The sequence below is a fragment of the Candidatus Burkholderia verschuerenii genome (genome assembly GCF_001189365.1).
GTDB lineage: Bacteria > Pseudomonadota > Gammaproteobacteria > Burkholderiales > Burkholderiaceae > Caballeronia > Caballeronia verschuerenii.
The window spans coordinates 1-21,894 of sequence record NZ_LFJJ01000081.1 but is presented as its reverse complement, the minus strand read 5'-3'; the positions used below and the strand labels follow the sequence as shown (position 1 = coordinate 21,894).

The window sequence follows — 21,894 nt, the reverse complement described above, 5'->3', positions numbered from 1 at the left end:
CTCCACGCTTCCTCCCCACGGTCGGTCGCCCTTCCGCAGTTGCGCTTCACTTCGCTCGCTGTGGTCAACTTGCCGCGCGACTTGCACCCGCAAGAGTGCGCCCATGCTGGGCGCACAAGAAAAACCCCGGCGCGCCGGGGTTTCGTTTTTGCGGACGTCTGAAAACACTCAGGCCGGAAACACGCCCGTCGACAGATAACGGTCGCCGCGATCGCACACGATAAACACGATCGTCGCGTTCTCGACCTGACGCGCGATCCGCAACGCCACCTCGCACGCGCCGCCCGACGAGATGCCCGCGAAAATGCCTTCGACCGATGCCATGCGCCGCGCCATCGCTTCCGAGGCCGCCTGACTCACGTTCTCCACGCGATCCACGCGCGAGCGATCGAAAATCTTCGGCAGATACGCTTCCGGCCACTTGCGGATGCCCGGAATGCGCGAGCCCTCTTCCGGCTGCGCGCCGATGATCTCGATCTTCTCGTTCTGCTCCTTCAGATACTTCGAGACGCCCATGATCGTGCCGGTCGTTCCCATCGACGAAACGAAGTGCGTGATCTGGCCGTCCGTCTGCTTCCACAACTCGGGACCGGTGCCTTCGTAATGCGCGACCGGATTGTCCGGATTGGCGAACTGGTCGAGGATGATGCCGCGGCCGTCGCGCTGCATCTGATCGGCGAGATCGCGCGCGTATTCCATGCCGCCCTTGGTCGGCGTCAGCACGATTTCCGCGCCGTACGCCGCCATGCTCTGCCGACGCTCGATGGACAGATCTTCGGGCATCAGCAGCACCATCTTGTAACCGCGCATCGCGGCAGCCATCGCGAGCGCGATACCGGTATTGCCGCTGGTCGCCTCGATCAGCGTATCGCCCGGCTTGATGCGGCCGCGTTCTTCAGCTTTCCTGATCATCGACGAAGCTGGACGATCCTTCACCGAGCCCGCCGGATTATTGCCTTCGAGCTTGGCCAGCACGACGTTGTTGCGGCTGCGGATGTCCTCGTCGACGATGCGGACGAGTTGCACGAGCGGCGTGTTGCCGATCGTGTCTTCGATAGTCATGTAAGCCATATGAGGGGCGGATTCCATTCCAGCGGGAGGGCACGCCTGCCGCACGATTTTCGATGTAAATATTCATCGATTGTAGCCCAGCGGTCCGATCGACGCCGCCACACCCCTTTGAGCAGGATGGAATGCCGCGCGCGCGTCCGCACGACGCGTCAGCCGCGCGCCGACGCAAAAAGCCCCGCGGGCGAGAGGATCCGCGGAGTAGCCCCACACATCCGAAGGCTGAAGGAGTCTTTGCGAGATCAGAAGAGGAACCGGCGTCCTATTTCTTCACGACGACGGGTTTGGCAGTCGATGAAGTCGAGACCTGCGTCGCGCTCACAGCCGCGCCGGAACCAGGCGACGCGAGCGAAGCCGCCGCCGTCTTCGGCGCCGCGCCGATGGTCAGGCCTTCGGCTTCCAGACGTTGCACGGTCTTGCCGCCCATGCCCTTCACGCGCGTGCCGAGATCGGCCGCATCCTTGAAGGGACCGTGCGCCTGTCTTTCGTCGAGGATGGCTTTCGCCTTGGCCGGGCCGATGCCCTTGATGCCGCGCAACGCATCGGAGTTGGCGGTATTGACGTCGACCGACGCGAACGCGGATCCGATGGACAGACTCAGCGCGAGCGCGACGATCGAGGAAAGGACTTGCTTGAACATGACTGGAATCTCCGTGAAGAACCGGCCGGCGAAGAGTGCCGACCGCGAGACCCAGTCTAGAGAGACTTCTTTTGCGTTTATAGCTGGCCGAACAGCCAATGCACATAGCGGTCGACGCCTTCCTGGACCGTCAGAAACGGCGCGTCGTAACCCGCTTCGCGCAGCTTCGACTGGTCCGCCTGCGTGAAGCATTGGTACTTGCCGCGCAGCGCATCGGGGAACGGAATGTACTCGATCAGCCCGCGCTGCACGAGTTCCGCCAGCGACAGCGCCGCTTCGCCGTTCATGCCGCGCAGCGAATTCACCACGGTCGAGGCGATATCGTTGAACGGCTGCGCGCGTCCGGTGCCGAGATTGAAGATGCCCGACTTATCCGGATGGTCATAGAAAAACAGATTGACCTTCACCACGTCTTCGACGGAAATAAAGTCGCGCGTCTGCTCGCCGGCCGCATAACCGTTGTATTCGCCGAACAGTTTGACCTTTCCTTCCGAGCGGAACTGATTGAAGTTGTGGAAAGCCACCGACGCCATGCGCCCTTTGTGCGTCTCGCGCTGGCCGTACACGTTGAAATAGCGGAAGCCGACGATCTGCGTCTTCGCCTTCGGCATGGTCTGACGCACGATCTGATCGAACAGCAGCTTCGAGTAGCCGTAGACGTTGAGCGGCTTTTCGTACTCGCGCTCTTCCACGAAGCGGCTCGATCCGCCGTAAGTCGCCGCCGACGACGCGTACAGGAACTGCGCGCCTTGCTCGAGGCAGATGTCCATCACGTCGCGGCTGTAGCGGAAGTTGTTGTCCATCATGTAGCGGCCGTCGGTTTCCATCGTGTCCGAACAGGCGCCTTCATGAAACACCGCGCGTACCTTGCCGAAATCGCCGCGCCGGAAGCGCTCGACGAATTCGGTCTTGTCGAGATAATCGTCGATCTCGCAATCGACGAGATTCTTGAATTTGTCGGCGCGCGTGAGGTTATCGACCGCGATCACGCGATGCTCGCCGCGCTCGTTGAGCGCCTTGACGATATTGCTGCCGATGAACCCGGCCGCGCCGGTGACGATGAGAGTCATGATGAGATCGGAGAGTTCAGGCGAAGAGTTCGGTGTAGTCGACGGTCGCCGTGCCGAGCTTGCCGACGACGATGCCCGCCGCGCGGTTCGCGTAGACGATGGTGTCGACGAGCGGGACGCCCGCGCCCAGCATGGTCGCGACGGTCGCGATGACGGTGTCGCCCGCGCCCGAGACATCATACACTTCGCGCGCTTCGGCCGACGTGTGCACCACTTGGCTGTCTGTGAAGAGCGTCATGCCCTCCTCCGAGCGCGTAAGCAGCAGCGCCGTGAGATCGAGTTCCGCGCGCAGCTTCGTCACGCGATCGAGCAGATCTTCCTCGGACTTCCAGCTGCCGATCACATCGCGCAGTTCGGCGCGATTCGGCGTCATCAGCGTGGCGCCGCGATAGCGTTCCCAGTCGTCGCCTTTCGGATCGACCAGCACGGGCTTGCCGGCGCGTTTCGCCTCGCCGATCATCTCGGTGACGTGCGTCAGGCCGCCCTTCGCGTAATCGGACATCAGCACGACATCGTGCTGCGGCAACAGCTCGGTGAAGCGGTCGGAGCAGGCGCGCAGCACTTCGTGATTCGGCGCATCCTCGAAATCGACCCGCAGCAACTGCTGCTGACGCGACAGCACGCGCAGCTTGATGGTCGTCGGCAGCGCCGGATCGCGTTCCATGTAGCCGTTGACCTTGCTTTCGCCGAGCAATTCGACGATGCGCTCGCCCGGCTCGTCGTGGCCGACCACGCACAGCAGGCCCGCCTGGGCGCCGAGCGCCGCCGCGTTGCGCGCGACGTTGGCCGCGCCGCCCAGCCGGTCTTCCTTCTTCTGCACGCGCACCACGGGCACGGGCGCTTCGGGCGAGATGCGGTTCACGTCGCCGAACCAGTAGCGGTCGAGCATGACATCGCCGACCACGAGCACGCGGGCGGCGGAAATGCGCGCCCGCGGCACCACCGGAATATCGGCGGGCTTAGACGACGCGGTGAGCGTGGCGGTCGAGTTCGACATGGGGACGTCCTATTGCGAAGTAATCGATGCCCAGTTCGGCCATCGATTCCGGTTCATACAGATTGCGGCCGTCGAAGATGACCGGCGTCTTCAACGCGCTCTTCAAGTAGCCGAAGTCCGGGCTCTTGAATTCCTTCCATTCCGTCACGATGATCAGCGCGTCCGAGTCGCGCAGCGCTTCATGCTGCGTGCCGACGAGATGCAGACGCTTCATGTCCTCGGGACGATCGGCGAGATCGAGTGCGAACACGTGCTCGGCTTCGTGCATGGCGACGGGATCGTACGCGCGCACGGTCGCGCCGCGCGCCAGCAACGCCGCCGCGATCCGCCGGCTCGATGCCTCACGCATGTCGTCGGTCTGCGGCTTGAACGCCAGGCCCCACATCGCGAAGGTGCGTCCGCGCAGGTCCTCGCCCATTTGCCTGACGACCTTGTTGACGAGCACTTCCTTCTGGTCGTTGTTGACGTCCTCGACCGCTTCGAGAATGCGCAGCCGATGACCGTTTTCGCGCGCCGTCTGCAGCAGCGCCTGCACGTCCTTCGGGAAGCACGAGCCGCCGAAGCCGCAGCCCGCGTACAGAAAATTATAGCCGATGCGCGGGTCCGAACCAATGCCGCGCCGCACGGCTTCGATATCCGCGCCGACGGTTTCGGCGAGATTCGACAGATCGTTCATGAACGAGATACGCGTGGCGAGCATCGCGTTGGCGGCGTACTTGGTGAATTCGGCCGAACTCACGTCCATATACAGCGTGCGTTCGTGATTGCGGTTGAACGGCCCGTACAGACGACGCATTTTCTCGCGCGCGAGATTGCCGTCCTCGTCGTCATCGATGCCGATCACGATGCGGTCCGGCCGCATGAAGTCGTCGACGGCCGCGCCTTCCTTCAGGAACTCCGGATTCGACACCACCGAAAAGCGGTGCTCCGCCGACGCGTCGAGCCCGCGCGCCTTCAGTTCTTCCGAGATCGCGGCGCGCACATGCAGCGCCGTGCCGACCGGCACCGTCGATTTATCGACGATCACCTTGAAGCCGTTCGAATACTTGCCGATATTGCGCGCCGCCGCGAGCACGTATTGCAGATCGGCGGAACCGTCTTCGTCGGGCGGCGTGCCGACCGCGATGAACTGGATATCGCCGTGCTCGACGCTCGCCTTCACGTCGGTGGAAAACTGGATGCGGCCCGCCGCGCGCGTGCGGGTGAGCATTTCCTGCAGACCCGGTTCGTGGATCGGCACGCCGCCATTGTTGAGAATTTCGATCTTGCGCGAATCGACATCCACACAGAACACGTCATTGCCGATTTCGGCGAGACACGCGCCGGTGACGAGACCAACATAACCAGTACCGACGATGGTGATTTTCATGAGCAGCTCGGTGAGGTTTCAGATTCGTGGGCGTTCGGGAATTTCGGGCGCTCAGCTCGAACTCGTGATCGGTTCGACGCGGCGCGGCGCGTAGGTTTCCCAGCCGCTGCAGCCGGGACATTGCCAATAGAACAGCCGCGCGCGGAAACCACACGCCTGACACGTATAGCGCGGCAGATTCTTGGTGCGCTGCTTCACCAGATTGCGCATCAGTTCCAGCTCGCCGCGGCGCGGTTCCTCGGCGGTCGCTTCCTGCGCTTCGAGCAGACGCGTCATGCCGGCGAGATTCGGCGCGCTCTGCATTTGCTTGCGCGCCAGCGCGTGCGCGGCTTCCAGCCCGCGCAGTTCCTGCACGTGCTTGTACGCGACATCGAGCAGATCGTTCGACGGATAGCGCGTCGCGTAATCGGTCAGCAGCTCGACGCCCTCTTCCTTGCGGCCGAGCGCGTCGTAGGCCTTCATCAGCTTTTCGGCGACGAGCGGCAAATACGCTTCGTTCTGCGCTTCCACGCGCTTCCAGCTGGCGATCGCGCCGTCGAGATTGCCGGCGGCCGCTTCGACATCGCCGGCGAGAATGGTCGCGCGCACGTTGTCCGGGTTCGATGCCAACGCAAGCTTCAGCTCGCTGCGCGCGCCGTCCGGACTCTTGCGCTGCAACGCTTCCTGCGCGAGTTCGCAATGAAAATGCGCAATCTCCATATGCAGCGACGGCGCGCCCATCTTCTCGATGCGCTCGGCCGTCGTGATCGACTTCGGCCAATCCTTTTCGATTTCGTAGATGGTCAGCAGCGCGCGCTGCGCCCCGAGCGAATACTCGCCCGATTCCAGCGAGCGGAACGTTTCTTCGGCGCGATCCAGCAAGCCGGCCTTCAAAAAATCCTGCCCGAGTTCGTAGAGCGCGTGATCGCGTTCGGCGGCGGGCAAATCGGCACGGCTCAAAAGATTCTGATGCACGCGAATCGCGCGATCGGTCTCGCCGCGTCGACGAAACAGATTGCCGAGCGCGAAATGCAGCTCGATGGTTTCAGGGTCCAGCTTGGCGACTTCGATAAAGGCGTCGATCGCCTTGTCGTGCTGTTCGTTCAGCAGAAAGTTGAGGCCGCGAAAGTAGGAACGCGGCAGATTCGCGTTCTCCGAGAGCAGCGTTTTCAGATCGTAGCGCGACGTCACCCAGCCCAGCGCGAACGCGATGGGGATGACGAGCAGCCACCAGAAGTCTAGATCCATGCGATAGAAGTCGAAGAGTCGGTTATTGACTGCTTGTTGACTGCTTATTAGCAGCTATTTCGCAGCAGCAAGAGCGCAAGTGTCAGGCAACTGCGTACACGAGTGTCAGATGAGCGGCGGCATCGGCGGCTCTTCCTTCACCGGCGACACCTCGCGCGCCGCGCGCAGCTCGCGCTTCAGGCGGCCGTTTTCCATGCGCAGACGCAGCATCGCCGGCACGGCGGAGACGAGTCCGGCCAGCAAGCCCACCACGAAGAACGCCAGGCCGATCAGGATCAACGGCGCGTCCCACGCATAGCCTGCGAGGAAGTTCAGCGTGGCCGGCTGGGTGTTGGCGAGCGCCAGCACGAGCAGCAGCACGAAAACCAGAACGCGGATCAGCCAGACGATAAATTTCATGTAGGAACTCTCGCTTGCGGTTATGCCATTCTGCCGGGTGTTCGACGTCGGCGCGCATCAGTGAAGATCAGGTCAAAGTGACCGGTATTGTAATTGATGCGTCTGGATGGGCACACGGGCGCGCGCGGCCTGTATCGATTGCGGCGCCTTTCCTGGCGGACGCGTCCGTGCGATTGGCGTGTTTCGAGGCGCTTCCGGGTGGAGCAAGCCCCGCACCCGTCGCGCGAATGACGCCATCCGGACACGCATAAAAAAAGCACCCCGAGAGGTGCTTTTCTGGTCGATTGCCTCGTGGTCGACGCATGAAGATGCGCGCCGATCAGAGATCGTCCGCATCGTCGTCATCGGACGCTTTGAGCGGTTCGCCCGCGCGGCCATCGACACGCTCGCGCAATTCCTTGCCCGGCTTGAAGTGCGGCACGAATTTCTCCGGTACCAACACCTTTTCACCCGACTTGGGATTGCGTCCGACGCGCGAAGGACGGCGATTGAGCCCGAAGCTGCCGAAGCCGCGAATCTCGATGCGGTGACCATTGGCCAAAGCCTCCGACATCGCATCGAGCATCGTCTTCACCGCGAAATCCGCATCCTTGAGGACAAATTGCGGAAATCGCGACGCCAACAGGGCGACCAATTCACTTTTGGTCATGTGCAACAGTGCCTGTTTGGCTCAGGGCTTAGCTGTTCTGGCCGTCGAGCTTGGCCTTGAGCAGCGCGCCGAGGTTGGTCGTGCCGGTCGCGGCGGCGTTCGAGTCGCCCTGCAGGCTGCGCATGGCTTCCTGCTGTTCGGCCGAATCCTTCGCCTTGATCGACAGGTTGATACCACGCGACTTGCGATCGATGTTGATGATCATCGCGTTGACCTTGTCGCCTTCCTTCAGCACGTTGCGAGCATCTTCCACGCGGTCTTGCGCGATTTCCGAAGCACGCAGGTAGCCTTCGACTTCGCCGGACAGCGTGACGATGGCACCCTTCGGGTCGACCGACTTCACGACACCGTCGACGATAGCGCCCTTGTCGTTGATCGCGACGAAGTTGCTGAACGGATCGCCTTCGAGCTGCTTGATACCCAGCGAGATGCGTTCCTTCTCGACGTCGATGCCCAGAACCACGGCTTCGACTTCGTCGCCCTTCTTGTACTTGCGGACGGCTTCTTCGCCGGTTTCCGACCACGACAGATCCGACAGGTGAACCAGACCGTCGATGCCGCCAGGCAGACCGATGAACACGCCGAAGTCGGTGATCGACTTGATCGCGCCTTGCAGCTTGTCGCCCTTCTTGTAGTTGCGGCTGAAGTCATCCCACGGATTCGGCTTGCACTGCTTCATGCCGAGCGAGATACGGCGGCGGTCTTCGTCGATTTCGAGAACCATGACTTCGACTTCGTCGCCCAGCTGAACAACCTTCGACGGCGCAACGTTCTTGTTGGTCCAGTCCATTTCCGACACGTGGACGAGGCCTTCGATGCCCGATTCCACTTCGACGAATGCGCCGTAGTCGGTGATGTTGGTGACCTTACCGAACAGGCGCGTGCCCGACGGGTAACGGCGCGAGATGCCTTCCCACGGATCGTCGCCCAGTTGCTTGATGCCGAGCGAAACGCGGTTCTTCTCTTGGTCGAACTTGAGGATCTTGGCGGTGACTTCCTGGCCAACCGACAGCACTTCCGACGGGTGACGCACACGACGCCATGCGATGTCGGTGATGTGCAGCAGGCCGTCGATGCCGCCGAGGTCCACGAACGCGCCGTAATCGGTGATGTTCTTGACCACGCCTTCGACGATCGCGCCTTCCTTCAGCGTTTCGAGCAGCTTTGCGCGCTCTTCGCCCTGGGTCGCTTCGATCACTGCGCGGCGCGACAACACGACGTTGTTACGCTTGCGGTCGAGCTTGATGACGCGGAATTCGAGGGTCTTGCCTTCGTACGGCGTCGTGTCCTTGACCGGACGCGTGTCGACGAGCGAACCCGGCAGGAACGCGCGGATGCCGTTGACCATGACGGTCATGCCGCCCTTGACCTTGCCCGTGATCGTGCCGGTCACGAGTTCGTTGTTGTCCAGCGCCTTTTCCAGCGACAGCCACGAAGCGAGGCGCTTCGCCTTGTCGCGCGACAGGATGGTGTCGCCATAGCCGTTTTCCAGCGCGTCGATCGCGACGGAAACGAAGTCGCCCGCCTGCACTTCCATTTCACCCGCGTCGTTCAGGAATTCTTCGAGCGGAATATAGGCTTCGGACTTGAGACCAGCGTTGACGACCACGAAGTTGTGGTCGACGCGCACGACTTCGGCGGAGATCACTTCGCCGGCGCGCATGTCCTGCTTGGTCAGCGACTCTTCGAACAGAACCGCGAAAGATTCGGTATTCGGGGTGGAGGTTTGCAGGTCGGACATAAAAATCGATATTTGCACAGTCTGGCGCGTGGTTCGGGATTGAGACAGGCCATACGGGGTTAAGAGGTTTAACACACGCCCCGCTTCCGGCAGGGCACCTTGCTTCTACTGCAACTACGCTTGCTTCATTCCTTACGTGCGATTCCTTACACGCGAACTTCGCTGTGCCAGCCGATGATCCGTTCGACCGCTTGATCGACCGACAGACCGGAGGTGTCCAGCGTCTTCGCGTCCGCCGCGGCCTTGAGCGGCGCGGTAGAGCGGTTCATGTCCCGGTCGTCGCGTTCGCGCAAATCTCGCAGCAAGTCATCCATATTAGCAGAAAAACCTTTTTGCATCAATTGCTTATGCCGTCTGGCGACGCGCGCCTCGACACTGGCGGTCAGAAACACCTTCAGCGTGGCGTCCGGGAAGATCACCGTGCCCATGTCGCGGCCGTCCGCGACCAGTCCCGGGCGCTTGCGGAAGGCCCGCTGGCGGGCGATCAGCGCGCGTCGCACGTCGGGATGGACGGCGATGGCGGAGGCGCGATTACCCACTTCCTCGGCGCGGATTTCGGTGGAAACATCCAGTCCGTCGAGCTGCGCGCAGCCTTCGCGGAAGGTGATATGCAGCGAATCGATCAGTTCGGCCAGCGCCGGCGCATCGTCCTTGTCCACGCTGTAGCGGAAACTGGCCAGCGCGGCGAGCCGGTAGAGCGCGCCGCTGTCGAGCAGATGGAAGCCCAGCGTTGCCGCGACGAGCGCCGCGACCGTGCCCTTGCCCGAAGCCATCGGACCGTCGATGGTGATGACAGGCGTGGGGTCGTATGGACGGGTCGGTTTCATCGATTCTGGCCCTGTTGGTGCATTGGTCGGTGCGTTCGGCCCTGTCGGCCCGTTATGGCTGCCATTGAAAACAAATTCCTCGCGTTTCACGGTATACCGCTCGAATTACGCCGTGACGAGCGTCGAAAACCGCTCGAAATAGTCGGGGAAGGTCTTGTTCACGCATTTCGGATCGTTGATGCGCACCGGCACGCCGCCCAGACTCACCAGCGAGAAGCACATCGCCATGCGGTGATCGTCGTAGGTATCGATGGCCGCGTTCGGCGTCAGCGTCGCGGGCGGCGTGACGACGAGATAATCCGTGCCTTCTTCGACGGTCGCGCCGACCTTGCGCAATTCCGTCGCCATCGCGGCGATGCGGTCGGTTTCCTTCACGCGCCAGCTCGCGATATTGCGCAGCGTGGTCGTGCCACTGGCGAACAGCGCGGCGACGGCGATGGTCATCGCGGCATCGGGAATCAGGTTGAAGTCCATGTCGATCGGCAGCAGTTTGCCGTCGTCCGATTCGACGCCGCGCACTTCGATCCAGTCCGCGCCCATCATCACGTTCGCGCCCATGCGATTGAGCGCGTCGGCGAAACCGATATCGCCCTGAATGCTCGCGCGCCCGACACCTTCCACGCGCACCGGGCCCAGCCCGATCGCGCCCGCCGCCAGAAAATACGACGCCGACGATGCATCGCCCTCGACCATGATCGCGCCCGGCGATTGGTAGCGCGCATCCGCCGCGACCGTAAAGCGCGCCCAGCCGTCGCGTTCGACGACGACGCCGAAACGCTCCATCAGCCGGATCGTGATCTCGATATACGGCTTCGAGATCAGCTCGCCTTCGACTTCGACCGTCACCGGCGCGGCGCGTCCGGCGATCACCGGCAGGCTCATCAGCAGCGCGGTGAGAAACTGGCTCGACACGTCGCCACGCACGCGGATCGGTTTGTCGATGGCGATCTGCGCCGGATGAATCCTCAGCGGCGGGAAACCGTCGTTGAGTTCGTAGTCGATCGACGCGCCGATCTGACGCAAGCCGTCGACGAGATCGCCGATCGGCCGTTCGTGCATGCGCGGCACGCCGTGCACGCGATACTCGCCGCCGTTCACGGCAAGCGCCGCCGTCAGCGGACGCACCGCCGTGCCCGCGTTGCCGAGAAACAGTTCCGCCGATTTCGACGGAAACGCGCCGCCCGTGCCGTTCAAGATCACGCGCTCGCCGTCCTGCCGCACCTCGACGCCGAGCGTTTTGAGCGCGGCGATCATCACGCGCGTGTCGTCGGAATCGAGCAGATTGGTGATCGACGTTTCGCCGTTCGCGAGCGCCGCCAGCAGCAGCACGCGATTCGAAATGCTCTTCGAACCGGGCAAACGCACCGTGCCGGACGCGCGAGCGTAGGGTCCGAGATCGAGATGTTCCATAGTGTTTCCTTATTTCGCGGCGGGATCGCCCGAAGATTTCAGTGCGCCGCGTTCCTGCCATTCGGTTCGCGCGACACGCGAGCGCGCAAACGCCGCTTCGAGCGCCGCGCCGTCCGATGCCTCGATGGCGGCGCGGAACCGCGCGAGCACGTCGGTGTAGGCGTCGAGTTCGGCCAGCAGCGCGGTGCGGTTCGCGAGGCACACGTCGCGCCACATTTCCGGGCTCGATGCCGCGATCCGCGTGAAATCGCGGAAACCGCCGGCGGCGAACGAAAATTTCAGCTCGGCGTCGGGTGCATCGAGAATCTGATCGACGAGCGCGAACGACAACACATGCGGCAAATGACTCACCGATGCGAACACGCGGTCGTGCTGCGCCTCGCTCATGCAATGCACGTTCGCGCCGGTCGCGCGCCACATCGCGGCGACGCGCTCGACGGCTTCCGGCGCGTTGTCGGGCTGCGGACACAGCACCACGTTGCGTCCGACGTACAACTCCGGCAGCGCCGCATCGACGCCGCTCGACTCGCGCCCGGCGATCGGATGCGCCGGCACGAACTGCGCGGCGCGCGCGCCCAGCGCGGCACGCGCCGCCGCGACGACATCGCTTTTGGTGCTACCCGCGTCCGTGACGATGGTCGTCGGCGCGAGAAACGGCGCGATGCGCGCGAGCAGCGGTTGGGTCTGCGCGACCGGCGCGGCGAGCAGCACGATGTCGGCGCCTTCCAGCGCGCGGGCGAGCGCCGCGTCGTCGTCGAGCGCGGCGGCTTCGTCGATCACGCCGAGTTCGAGCGCGCGCGCAACCGACGCCGCCGACCGTCCGACGCCGACCACGCGCCCGCTCAGCCGCGCCCGTTCGCGCAACGCGCGCGCGAGCGATCCGCCGATCAGACCGACGCCGAAAATAACCAGTTTATTGAAAGAGAACGCAGCCACGGGACATCGAAAAAAACGCGTCGTCCGACGCGGGAGAAATCGGGCCGCCGCGAATGCGCGCGCGGCCCACGTCTTTTAGCGCGAGCGCGGATACGAACCGAGAATCTTCAGGAACGCGGCCTTGCGTCCGAGATCGTCCAGCGCGGCGGCAACCGACGGCTCGTCGCGATGCCCTTCGATATCGATATAAAAGTAATACTCCCACGCGCCCGAGCGGGCCGGACGCGATTCGAAACGCGTCATCGACACGCCGTGCAGCGCGAGCGGCTCCAGCAGTTTGAACACCGCGCCGGCTTCGTTCGTGACCGTGACGATGATCGACGTCTGATCGCGGCCGCTCGGCCCGGTCGGCTCGCGGCCGACGATCACGAAGCGCGTGCGGTTCTGCGGATCGTCCTGAATCAGCGAATACACGACGCCCAGGCCGTAGTGCGTCGCCGCGCGATCGCCCGCGATGGCCGCGACGGTCGGATCGGACACCGCAATGCGCGCCGCTTCCGCATTGCTCGACACGGCTTGCCGCTCAAGATGCGGCGCGTTCGCCGTCAGCCAGCGCTGGCACTGCGCCAGCGCCTGCGGATGCGCGCACACGCGCGTCACGCCATCGAGCTTGCCGGTCGCCGTCAACAAATTGTGATGAATCGGCAGCGCGAGTTCGCCGCCGACCAGAAGCGACGTGGTGAGCAGCAGATCCTGCGTACGCGACACCGCGCCTTCGGTCGAGTTTTCGACCGGCACGACGCCGTACTGCGCGGACCCGGCTTCGACCGAACGAAACACTTCGTCGATCGACGGGCACGGCAGTCCTTCGATCGAATGACCGAAGTATTCGAACATCGCCTGTTCGCTGTAGGTGCCGACCGGCCCGAGAAACGCCGCGCTGATGGTCTGTTCGAGCGCGCGGCTCGCCGCCATGATCTCGCGCCAGATCGACGCGATATGATCCGCCGCCAGCGGACCCGCGCTCATTTCCTGCAAACGCGCGATGACCTGCATCTCGCGTTCCGGCCGAAACACCGGCGCGTTGTAATGCTTCTTCACTTCGCCGACTTCGAGCGCCACGGAAGCGCGCTGGTTCAGCAGCGCGATGAGCTGCGCGTCGAGCGCGTCGATGCGCTCGCGCAGCGGTTTGAGTTTTGAATTGAGTTCGTCGTCCATGCGGTGCTTTTGAATATGCGGTTGGAGGAACGATGACGCTTACGCGCCCGTCCGCTCGAATTCCTTCATGTAGTCGACGAGCGCTCTGACGCCCTCGACCGGCACCGCGTTGTAGATCGATGCCCGCATGCCGCCGACGGACTTGTGGCCCTTCAGTTGCAACAGACCGCGCGCCTTCGCGCCGGTCAGGAAATCGGTATTGCGCGATTCGTCGGCGAGAAAGAACGGCACGTTCATGCGCGACCGGTTCCGCCACTCGACCTTGTTGAGGTAAAAATCGCTGGAATCGATGGTGTCGTACAGCAGCTTCGCTTTCTCGACGTTGCGCGCCTCGATGCCCGGCAGGCCGCCCTGCTGTTTCAGCCACTTGAACACGAGACCGGCGATGTAGATCGCGTAGGTCGGCGGCGTGTTGTACATCGAGTTGTTCTCGGCGACGGTCTTCCATTCGAACGCCGACGGACAGATGGGCAGCGCGCGATCGAGCAGATCTTCACGCACGATCACGACCGTCACGCCCGCCATGCCGATATTCTTCTGCGCGCCGCCGAACAGCACGCCGTACTTGGCGATATCCATCGGGCGCGACAGGATATGCGACGACGCATCCGCGACGAGCGGGATTTCGCCGAGATCGGGAATCTCGAAGGCTTCGACGCCGTCGATGGTTTCGTTGCTGCACAGATGCACGTAAGCCAGATCGTCCGACAGCTTCCACTCGCCGAACGCCGGCACGCGCGTAAAGCCTTCTTCGGTCTTGCCGCTGGCCGCGAGATGCGGCGTGCCGTATTTCTGCGCCTCCTTGAACGACTTGGTCGACCACGATCCGGTCACGACGAAGTCGGCAGTCTGCTTCTTGCCGAGCAGGTTCATCGGCACGATGGCGTTTTCGCCGATGCCGCCGCCCTGCAAAAACAGAATGCGATGCGATGCCGGCACATTCATCAATTCGCGCAAATCCGCGAGCGCTTCTTCGTGGATCGACATGAACTCCGCGCCGCGATGGCTCATCTCCATCACGCTCATGCCGCTGCCGCGCCAGTCGAGCATTTCATCGGCGGCCTGCTTCAGCACTTCTTCAGGCAGGGCGGCCGGACCGGCGGAGAAATTGAACACGCGCATGTGGAATCCCGAATGGCAGGCGCGGCGGAAACGAAGCGACGTTTTCGCGCCCAAAAAGAAATGGCTGTTTGCGTTCGCACGCAAACAGCCATTATCGCACTGTCCTGAAAACCCGCCAATGCGCGGGGCGGCAAGCCCCGCCGGCAGTTTCCGGACTATGCCGCCGAGCTTACTTGCCCGCCTTGACGCCCGCGACCAGTTGGTCGGCTTGCGTGCGCGTTGCCTTGATGGCTTGCGGCATGTACTTCTGCATCAGACCGTTCACGACGTCGCGGCCAACCTGGTCCTGAACCTGGATGAACTTGCGGCCGGTCGGGCTCTTGTAGAACGTGGTCAGATCCTTGATTTCGTCCGTGCTGTAGTACTTCGCGTAGGCGTCGTACTGAGCTTGCATGGCGTCCTTGCGGAACGAGTCGGTCGCGAACACTTGACCTGCCGAATCAACCAGCTTCGGCACCGCGTCCTTTTGCAGACCCGGAACGGCAGCTTGCTTCTGCTTGTCGTTCAGCGTCTTGTTTTCCGACAGCGCATCCGACAGGATGGCCGGCACGAGCTGCTTCGATTGCATCTGCGCGCTGTTGCCGATCGCGCCGACCAGCTTCTGTGCGTCGATCGCGTCGAGCAGGTCCTTGATCGCGGCTTGCTTGGCCGGATCAACCGGTGCTGCTGCCGGAGCCGGGGCGGCCGTGGTGGCCGGCGCCTGATTCTGAAGCGACTGGGCCATCGCGAAAGTCGGCACGAAAGCGGCCAGCAACATCCACTGCTTGAAACGTCCTTGCATCATTACTCCCTGTAAAAATTATCCGGTTCAGCACGGGCGACAGGCTTCTGCTGTCGCTCGATGCTCGCCCCCACATAAACGGGGCGTACGACGCAGGCAATGTACCCGAGTCCCGCAGCTTAACCAATCCGGGCTTTCAAAAGCGACTACGCGGCGCCTTCGTCACAAAAAATTTCAGGCGCCCTCGCCGCTCACTCGCCATTCTCGCCGCTCGGATCGGCATCGCCGTTTTCCGAGTCGTCTGGCGTTGCGGAACCATTCAGACCAGCATCGCCTTCGAGCTCGGCTTCCGCCTCTGCTTCGGCAATATGTTGCAGTCCGGACAACTTGGTTCCTTCGTCAAGGCTGATGAGTGTAACACCTTGGGTAGCGCGCCCCATTTCGCGGATTTCGGACACCCGCGTGCGAATCAGCACGCCGGCGGTCGTGATCAGCATGATTTCGCTTTCCGGCTCGACGAGCGTCGCAGCCACGACCGGGCCGTTGCGCTCCGTAGTCTGGATCGCGATCATGCCCTTCGTGCCGCGGCCGTGACGCGTGTACTCGCTGATCGGCGTGCGCTTGCCGTAGCCGTTTTCGGTGGCCGTGAGAACCGACTGGTTCTCGCCGCCCGCCACCAGCATCGCGATGACCTGCTGGCCGTCTTCGAGCTGCATGCCACGCACGCCGCGCGCCTCGCGGCCCATCGCGCGGACGTCGTTCTCGTCGAAGCGCACTGCCTTGCCCGAATCCGAGAACAGCATGACGTCGTGCGCGCCGTCGGTGATGGCCGCGCCGATCAGGTAATCGCCTTCGTCCAGACCGACCGCGATGATGCCCTTCTTGAGCGGACGGCTGAACGCTTCCAGCGACGTCTTCTTCACGGTGCCGAGCGAGGTCGCCATGAACACGTACTTGTCGGCCGAGAATTCCTTGACCGGCATGACGACGTTGATCTTCTCGCCTTCCTGCAACGGGAACATGTTGACGATCGGACGGCCGCGCGAATTGCGCGAACCTTGCGGCACTTCGAACACGCGAACCCAGTACACGCGGCCGCGATTCGAGAAGCACAGCATATGATCGTGCGTGTTAGCGATGAAGAGCGTGTCGATCCAGTCGTCTTCCTTCATCTGCGTGGCCTGCTTGCCGCGACCGCCACGCTTCTGCGCGCGATACTCCGACAGCGGCTGCGACTTCACGTAACCCGAATGCGACATGGTCACGACCATTTCCTGCGGCGTGATCAGGTCTTCCGTGTTCAGTTCGGTCGCGTTCATCTCGATACGCGAACGGCGCTCGTCGCCGAAATCGGCGCGGATCTGGCCGAGTTCGTCGACGATGATCTGACGAATCCGCTCCGGTCGCGCCAGAATGTCCAGCAAGTCGGCGATCTGCGCCATCACGTCGCGATACTCGCCGACGATCTTGTCCTGCTCGAGCCCGGTAAGGCGTTGCAGACGCATCTGCAGAATTTCCTGCGCCTGAACGTCCGACAGTTTATATAGACCGTCTTCCTGCAGACCGTAGGCCGGATTCAGTCCTTCCGGCCGATACGCCATGCGGCCGCCCGACGCTTCGGTTTCCGTGCGCGTGAGCATTTCGCGCACGAGCGACGAATCCCACGGACGGTCCATCAATTCCTGCTTGGCGATCGGCGGCGTGGGCGCGGCCTTGATGATCGCGATGAACTCGTCGATATTCGCCAGCGCAACCGCAAGACCTTCGAGCACGTGGCCGCGATCGCGCGCCTTGCGCAGTTCGTATACAGTGCGCCGCGTCAGCACTTCCCGTCGATGCGACAGGAAGCACTCGATCATTTCCTTCAGATTCAGCAGCTTGGGCTGGCCGTCGACGAGCGCGACCATGTTCATGCCGAAGGTGTCCTGAAGCTGCGTCTGCTTGTACAGATTGTTCAGAATGACTTCCGGCAGTTCGCCGCGCTTGAGTTCGATGACCACGCGCATGCCGCTCTTGTCGGACTCGTCGCGGATATCGGAGATGCCTTCGAGCTTCTTCTCGTTGACGAGTTCGGCGATGCGCTCGAGCAGCGTGCGCTTGTTCACCTGATACGGAATCTCGTCGACGATGATCGCCTGGCGCTGGCCGCGGTCGATCTCCTCGAAGTGCGTGGCCGCGCGCATGACGACGCGCCCGCGCCCCGTGCGATAGCCTTCGCGCACGCCCGCGACGCCGTAGATGATGCCGGCGGTCGGAAAGTCCGGCGCCGGCACGATCTCGATGAGTTCGTCGACGGTGGCTTCGGGGTTGTTCAGCAGATGCAGACAGGCGTCGACGATTTCGCGCAGATTGTGCGGTGGAATATTGGTCGCCATGCCGACCGCGATACCGGCCGAGCCATTGATCAGCAGGTTGGGAATGCGCGAGGGCATCACCAGCGGTTCCTGCTCGCTGCCGTCGTAGTTCGGACCGAAGTCGACGGTTTCCTTGTCGATATCGGCCAGTAGTTCGTGGCCGATCTTCGCCATGCGGATTTCGGTGTAACGCATGGCGGCGGCGTTGTCGCCGTCGACCGAACCGAAATTGCCCTGGCCGTCGACGAGCATGTAGCGCAGCGAGAACGGCTGCGCCATGCGAACGATCGTGTCGTAGACCGAGGCATCGCCGTGGGGGTGGTACTTACCGATCACGTCACCGACGATACGCGCCGACTTCTTGTAGGCGCGGTTCCAGTCGTTGTTCAGCTCGTGCATCGAGTAGAGCGCCCGACGGTGCACTGGCTTGAGGCCATCGCGGACATCGGGGAGCGCACGCCCTACGATCACGCTCATCGCGTAATCGAGATATGAGCGGCGCATTTCCTCCTCGAGGGAGATTGGCAGTGTCTCTTTGGCGAATTGATCCATTATCCGTGTCTTGAACTGTGCAGCGACGACACGGCAGCGCGCTTGAGATACTCACGAGCCCCGCCCGCCAGCCGCGCGACGTCTACGCCGCGCGCTGCATCCGCAGCGCATTTCTTCGAGTTGCTTCGGGATACTTCCGGGTTACATACAGCACGCCGCGAACGCAGCGCACCATTAGATTCTACCATGCGCGACATGTCCGCCCGGACGCATAGCGTATACATATTATGTAGGTCCGTTACGGCCGATTGCCGGATGCTCCGCCGGTGTCAATTACTTACAAAAAACAGGGAACGTTTCCGTCAATTCGTCATTCAGGCGGGCTATCATGCCGCCTCACCGTTCTGCGCACGCGAGTTCGCACGATGATGAAAATTCGCAGGAATCACCTATCAGGCACGTAATGTGCGCACATTTCGCGCCTTCTTCGCCCTAGGTGCGCTCCTGTCCCCATCTTGTTGCTCATGCACCACATAAGGTTGCGGGCTTGGCGGGTGCGGGGATATTTTTATCGTTGCAAGGGAACGATATGGCAAAATGCCAACGCACAAACTTAGACACTGCTCGAAGTCTATACAGCGCGTTGTACCCCGTGGGGGAATGTTATACTTCGAGCAATGTATGACTTGTCTTCGTCTACAGGCTCGCAGTAAACCTGCGGTAATCTCAATTTCGAGAGGAGAAATATGAATAAACTTTCAAAGCTCGCGTTCATTGCAGCTACCGCGGTTATGGCTGCATCGGCCTACGCACAGTCGGTGCCGGCCTCGCGACAAGCAGTGAATGACAACTGGGTGAACGGTACGAGCGAGTACGTGTGGATGAACGGCACGAACGAACTCTGCTGGCGCGACGCATTCTGGACGCCGGCTACGGCAAACGCAAAGTGCGATGGCGCGCTGGTCGCGCAAGCACCGACGCCGCCGGCTCCGGTCGCTCCGCCGCCGCCCGCCATCACCAGCCAGAAGGTTACCTACCAAGCTGACGCTCTGTTCGACTTCGACAAGGCTGTCCTGAAGCCGGCTGGTAAGGAAAAGCTGGACGATCTCGCATCGAAGATCGGCGCGCTGAACCTCGAAGTGGTGGTTGCAACGGGTTACACCGACCGTATCGGTTCGGACAAGTACAACGATCGTCTGTCGCTGCGCCGTGCGCAAGCTGTGAAGGCTTACCTGTTCAGCAAGGGCATCGAAGCCAACCGTGTCTACACGGAAGGCAAGGGCAAGCGCAACCCGGTTACGACTGGCTGCAACCAGAAGAACCGCAAGCAACTCATCGCCTGCCTCGCACCGGATCGTCGCGTGGAAGTCGAAGTTGTCGGTACGACGCGTCAGCCGCAGCAGTAATCGCGAGCTCGATTGCCGCAGATCAAACCCCCGCCTCGGCGGGGGTTTTTTTATGCGCAAATCGTGCGTGAATGGGCCTGGTAACGGTGCAATCCACGGCGGATTCGTCGAGGCATCGACAATTCCGCTTTTTGCCCGCGTATCCCGCCGCCTATATACTCGTTCCTAACCGATTCACGACTTATCGAAGGCAATTGCTGACATGACCAACGTCGATCCCCACGAACTACAGAAATTCAGCGAGCTCGCGCATCGCTGGTGGGACCCGAACGCCGAATTCAAGCCGCTTCACGAACTGAACCCGGTGCGGCTCGACTGGATCGACGCACACGCCCATCTCACGGGCAAGCAGGTGGTGGATATCGGCTGCGGCGGCGGCATCCTGTCGGAGTCAATGGCGACGCGCGGCGCGAAGGTACGCGGCATCGACCTGTCGGCAAGCGCGCTGGGCGTGGCCGATCTGCATAGTCTGGAGAGCGGCGTCGAAGTGGCCTACGAGGAGATTTCCGCCGAAGCGCTGGCCGCACGGGAACCGGCGTCGTACGAGGTCGTCACATGCATGGAAATGCTCGAGCATGTGCCGAATCCGGCGGGCACGGTCGCCGCGTGCGCGACGCTCGTCAAGCCCGGCGGCTGGGTGTTCTTCTCCACGCTGAACCGCAATGCGAAGGCGTATCTGTTCGCGGTCATCGGCGCGGAATATATCGCGCGCATGTTGCCGCGCGGGACGCACGATTACGCGCGCTTCATCAAGCCGTCCGAACTCGCGGGTTTCGCGCGCGAGGCTTCGCTTTTGCCGGTGGATATCAAGGGCATCACGTATCGCCCGATTTCGAAGCACTTCGGCTTGTCCAACGACACGAGCATCAACTACATGATGGCTTGCCGCCGGGAAGCCTGACGCCATGATCCAAGACGACCAAACCGGCACCATCCAGACCAAGCCGCTACCGGACGACCCGACTCCCCTGCCCCAGCGCGTCGCCGAAGGCGATGGCCTCGGGCTGTGCCAGGCCGTGCTGTTCGACCTCGACGGCACCCTCGCCGATACCGCGCCCGATCTGGTCGCCGCCGTGAACAAGATGCGGCACGATCGCGGACTCGAGATGCGGCCGCTGGAAATGCTGCGGCCGTTCGCATCGGCGGGGGCGCGCGGGCTGCTGGGCGGCGCGTTCGAAATCGGTCCGGAACATCACGACTTCGCGGCGATGCGCGACGAGTTCCTCGCCAACTACGAGGCGGATCTCTGCATCGAAACGACGCTGTTTCCGGGCGTCCCCGAACTGCTCGATCAGCTCGATGCGCGCGGCGTGCGCTGGGGCATCGTGACGAACAAGGTGACGCGGCTGTCGGAACCGCTCGTCGCGCTGCTCGGGCTGGACACGCGCGCCGGCTGCCTCGTCTGTGGCGACACGACGCCGCACGCGAAGCCGCATCCCGCGCCGCTACTGCACGCCGCCGAACTGCTCGATACCGCGCCGGAACGCATCGTCTATATCGGCGACGATCTGCGCGACGTGCAGGCCGGATTCGCGGCGGGGATGATCACCGTCGCCGCCGCATACGGCTACTGCGGCGACGATATCCCGCCGCAGCGCTGGCACGCGAATCACGTCGTTGAATCGGCGGAGGAACTGCAGCAACTGCTGCGCGATATCGGTTGAACGACAGGACACGCGGGACGAGGCGTGCGCGTTGAAGTCCGCGCGATTCGCCCCATCTGTCATTTCCGTGAGATAATTTCTTTTTTGCTGCTTCGGGGGCGACCTGGTTTCGACAGGGGTTGTGAAGCGGTCAGGGCATACCGAGGACCCGTCACCTCGTTAATCAATGGGAAAAACGTAACTGCAAACGACGATACGTTCGCACTGGCAGCCTAAGGGCTAGCCGTCATCTCACTAATTCGCTGACGGGTTAGGGTAGCAATACCACGAGAGGTCATATACGTCAGATAAGCTTTGGTGGAGTCACGACGCCCGAGTCGAAAACCTAGTGAATCGCCGTAACGCAGCGTGTTCGTCCGCGTCGTTGCGGTTAAATCAAAAGACAGAACTAAGTATGTAGAACTGGTCGTAGAGCGCTTCTGGACGCGGGTTCGATTCCCGCCGCCTCCACCAACTTTCCCAAAACCCGCGTTCGTTCATTCGACGCGGGTTTTTTGTTGTCCGCGCATATCGCGCAGGCAATCGGCATAGGGGCGGCCAGCAAGCTGGCCGGTCCCCTGCCACACCACCCTGCCACACCACCCGGCGTGCGGGTCCGCACCGGGCGGTTCGGGAAGTTGAGGTTATGTGAGGCGAGGCATGCC

General features: G+C 62.4%; 19 protein-coding genes and 1 other RNA gene. 4 read left to right on the top strand and 16 right to left on the bottom strand.

All coding sequences use genetic code 11. The features are described 5' to 3' along the window. Positions 1-168 precede the first annotated feature (168 nt). From cysM to gyrA, 16 genes are all read right to left on the bottom strand, one after another. Positions 169-1,071, bottom strand: coding sequence for a cysteine synthase CysM (gene cysM / locus BVER_RS15255; protein ID WP_050454040.1), 903 nt, complete (start codon positions 1,069-1,071; stop codon positions 169-171). Positions 1,072-1,330: 259 nt separating this feature from the next. Further along, positions 1,331-1,708 (bottom strand): ComEA family DNA-binding protein, encoded by a 378-nt coding sequence (locus BVER_RS15250; protein WP_050454038.1) that lies wholly within the window; start codon positions 1,706-1,708, stop codon positions 1,331-1,333. Positions 1,709-1,785: 77 nt separating this feature from the next. Further along, positions 1,786-2,778 carry an ADP-glyceromanno-heptose 6-epimerase gene (gene rfaD / locus BVER_RS15245; RefSeq protein ID WP_050454037.1) on the bottom strand — a complete coding sequence of 331 codons (993 nt, stop codon included), beginning with the start codon at positions 2,776-2,778 and terminating at the stop codon, positions 1,786-1,788. A 16-nt stretch (positions 2,779-2,794) separates the two neighbouring features. Further along, entirely contained in the window at positions 2,795-3,775 is a 981-nt protein-coding gene (rfaE1, locus tag BVER_RS15240) for a D-glycero-beta-D-manno-heptose-7-phosphate kinase (protein WP_050454036.1), read from the bottom strand. Continuing rightward, positions 3,738-5,144 carry a UDP-glucose dehydrogenase family protein gene (locus BVER_RS15235; RefSeq protein WP_050454035.1) on the bottom strand — a complete coding sequence of 469 codons (1,407 nt, stop codon included), beginning with the start codon at positions 5,142-5,144 and terminating at the stop codon, positions 3,738-3,740. The genes rfaE1 and BVER_RS15235 overlap by 38 nt, the downstream gene beginning before the upstream one ends. Positions 5,145-5,195: 51 nt before the next feature. Then, complete coding sequence (lapB, locus tag BVER_RS15230; protein WP_050454034.1) at positions 5,196-6,371, bottom strand: lipopolysaccharide assembly protein LapB; 1,176 nt, start codon at positions 6,369-6,371, stop codon at positions 5,196-5,198. A 105-nt stretch (positions 6,372-6,476) separates the two neighbouring features. Then, entirely contained in the window at positions 6,477-6,770 is a 294-nt protein-coding gene (locus tag BVER_RS15225) for a LapA family protein (protein ID WP_050454033.1), read from the bottom strand. Positions 6,771-7,089: 319 nt separating this feature from the next. After that, positions 7,090-7,419 carry an integration host factor subunit beta gene (locus tag BVER_RS15220; protein WP_050454032.1) on the bottom strand — a complete coding sequence of 110 codons (330 nt, stop codon included), beginning with the start codon at positions 7,417-7,419 and terminating at the stop codon, positions 7,090-7,092. 28 nt (positions 7,420-7,447) lie between these two features. After that, entirely contained in the window at positions 7,448-9,178 is a 1,731-nt protein-coding gene (gene rpsA / locus BVER_RS15215) for a 30S ribosomal protein S1 (RefSeq protein ID WP_198155266.1), read from the bottom strand. 128 nt (positions 9,179-9,306) lie between these two features. Further along, on the bottom strand, positions 9,307-9,987 hold the full coding sequence (cmk, locus tag BVER_RS15210) for a (d)CMP kinase (RefSeq protein WP_050454030.1): 681 nt from the start codon (positions 9,985-9,987) through the stop codon (positions 9,307-9,309). A 105-nt stretch (positions 9,988-10,092) separates the two neighbouring features. Next, a complete protein-coding gene (aroA, locus tag BVER_RS15205; RefSeq protein ID WP_050454029.1) occupies positions 10,093-11,397 on the bottom strand; it encodes a 3-phosphoshikimate 1-carboxyvinyltransferase in 1,305 nt (434 codons plus the stop codon). 9 nt (positions 11,398-11,406) lie between these two features. Then, a complete protein-coding gene (locus tag BVER_RS15200; protein ID WP_050454028.1) occupies positions 11,407-12,333 on the bottom strand; it encodes a prephenate dehydrogenase in 927 nt (308 codons plus the stop codon). Positions 12,334-12,408: 75 nt separating this feature from the next. Next, positions 12,409-13,491, bottom strand: coding sequence for a prephenate dehydratase (gene pheA, locus BVER_RS15195; protein WP_050454027.1), 1,083 nt, complete (start codon positions 13,489-13,491; stop codon positions 12,409-12,411). Positions 13,492-13,530: 39 nt separating this feature from the next. Then, positions 13,531-14,613, bottom strand: a complete 1,083-nt coding sequence (gene serC, locus BVER_RS15190; RefSeq protein ID WP_050454026.1) for a 3-phosphoserine/phosphohydroxythreonine transaminase — start codon at positions 14,611-14,613, stop codon at positions 13,531-13,533. Positions 14,614-14,782: 169 nt separating this feature from the next. Further along, positions 14,783-15,394: a DUF2059 domain-containing protein gene (locus BVER_RS15185; protein WP_050454039.1), complete on the bottom strand. Its 612-nt coding sequence runs from the start codon at positions 15,392-15,394 to the stop codon at positions 14,783-14,785. Between the two features lie 191 nt (positions 15,395-15,585). Continuing rightward, positions 15,586-18,240: a DNA gyrase subunit A gene (gene gyrA / locus BVER_RS15180; RefSeq protein ID WP_083452201.1), complete on the bottom strand. Its 2,655-nt coding sequence runs from the start codon at positions 18,238-18,240 to the stop codon at positions 15,586-15,588. Between the two features lie 686 nt (positions 18,241-18,926). Between gyrA and ompA the strand changes: the two genes are divergently transcribed. The 4 genes from ompA to ssrA all read left to right on the top strand — a co-directional run bounded on the left by ompA (position 18,927) and on the right by ssrA (position 21,703). Next, positions 18,927-19,586 carry an outer membrane protein OmpA gene (gene ompA / locus BVER_RS15175; protein WP_050454024.1) on the top strand — a complete coding sequence of 220 codons (660 nt, stop codon included), beginning with the start codon at positions 18,927-18,929 and terminating at the stop codon, positions 19,584-19,586. 202 nt (positions 19,587-19,788) lie between these two features. Further along, positions 19,789-20,487: a bifunctional 2-polyprenyl-6-hydroxyphenol methylase/3-demethylubiquinol 3-O-methyltransferase UbiG gene (gene ubiG / locus BVER_RS15170; protein ID WP_050454023.1), complete on the top strand. Its 699-nt coding sequence runs from the start codon at positions 19,789-19,791 to the stop codon at positions 20,485-20,487. A gap of 4 nt (positions 20,488-20,491) precedes the next feature. Further along, on the top strand, positions 20,492-21,250 hold the full coding sequence (gph, locus tag BVER_RS15165) for a phosphoglycolate phosphatase (RefSeq protein ID WP_050454022.1): 759 nt from the start codon (positions 20,492-20,494) through the stop codon (positions 21,248-21,250). A gap of 94 nt (positions 21,251-21,344) precedes the next feature. Further along, positions 21,345-21,703, top strand: a transfer-messenger RNA (tmRNA) gene (ssrA, locus tag BVER_RS30190). The last annotated feature ends 191 nt before the right edge of the window (positions 21,704-21,894 follow it).

Excerpts from the sequence above, each read along its gene's own strand:
- rfaD (WP_050454037.1), bottom strand. The coding sequence starts at position 2,778 with ATGACTCTCATCGTCACCGGCGCGGCCGGGTTCATCGGCAGCAATATC.
- BVER_RS15225 (WP_050454033.1), bottom strand. The coding sequence starts at position 6,770 with ATGAAATTTATCGTCTGGCTGATCCGCGTTCTGGTTTTCGTGCTGCTG.
- cysM (WP_050454040.1), bottom strand. The coding sequence starts at position 1,071 with ATGGCTTACATGACTATCGAAGACACGATCGGCAACACGCCGCTCGTG.
- gph (WP_050454022.1), top strand. The coding sequence starts at position 20,492 with ATGATCCAAGACGACCAAACCGGCACCATCCAGACCAAGCCGCTACCG.
- lapB (WP_050454034.1), bottom strand. The coding sequence starts at position 6,371 with ATGGATCTAGACTTCTGGTGGCTGCTCGTCATCCCCATCGCGTTCGCG.
- BVER_RS15185 (WP_050454039.1), bottom strand. The coding sequence starts at position 15,394 with ATGCAAGGACGTTTCAAGCAGTGGATGTTGCTGGCCGCTTTCGTGCCG.
- serC (WP_050454026.1), bottom strand. The coding sequence starts at position 14,613 with ATGCGCGTGTTCAATTTCTCCGCCGGTCCGGCCGCCCTGCCTGAAGAA.
- cmk (WP_050454030.1), bottom strand. The coding sequence starts at position 9,987 with ATGAAACCGACCCGTCCATACGACCCCACGCCTGTCATCACCATCGAC.
- pheA (WP_050454027.1), bottom strand. The coding sequence starts at position 13,491 with ATGGACGACGAACTCAATTCAAAACTCAAACCGCTGCGCGAGCGCATC.
- BVER_RS15220 (WP_050454032.1), bottom strand. The coding sequence starts at position 7,419 with ATGACCAAAAGTGAATTGGTCGCCCTGTTGGCGTCGCGATTTCCGCAA.
- aroA (WP_050454029.1), bottom strand. The coding sequence starts at position 11,397 with ATGGAACATCTCGATCTCGGACCCTACGCTCGCGCGTCCGGCACGGTG.
- gyrA (WP_083452201.1), bottom strand. The coding sequence starts at position 18,240 with ATGGATCAATTCGCCAAAGAGACACTGCCAATCTCCCTCGAGGAGGAA.
- BVER_RS15250 (WP_050454038.1), bottom strand. The coding sequence starts at position 1,708 with ATGTTCAAGCAAGTCCTTTCCTCGATCGTCGCGCTCGCGCTGAGTCTG.
- ompA (WP_050454024.1), top strand. The coding sequence starts at position 18,927 with ATGAATAAACTTTCAAAGCTCGCGTTCATTGCAGCTACCGCGGTTATG.
- rfaE1 (WP_050454036.1), bottom strand. The coding sequence starts at position 3,775 with ATGTCGAACTCGACCGCCACGCTCACCGCGTCGTCTAAGCCCGCCGAT.
- ubiG (WP_050454023.1), top strand. The coding sequence starts at position 19,789 with ATGACCAACGTCGATCCCCACGAACTACAGAAATTCAGCGAGCTCGCG.
- BVER_RS15235 (WP_050454035.1), bottom strand. The coding sequence starts at position 5,144 with ATGAAAATCACCATCGTCGGTACTGGTTATGTTGGTCTCGTCACCGGC.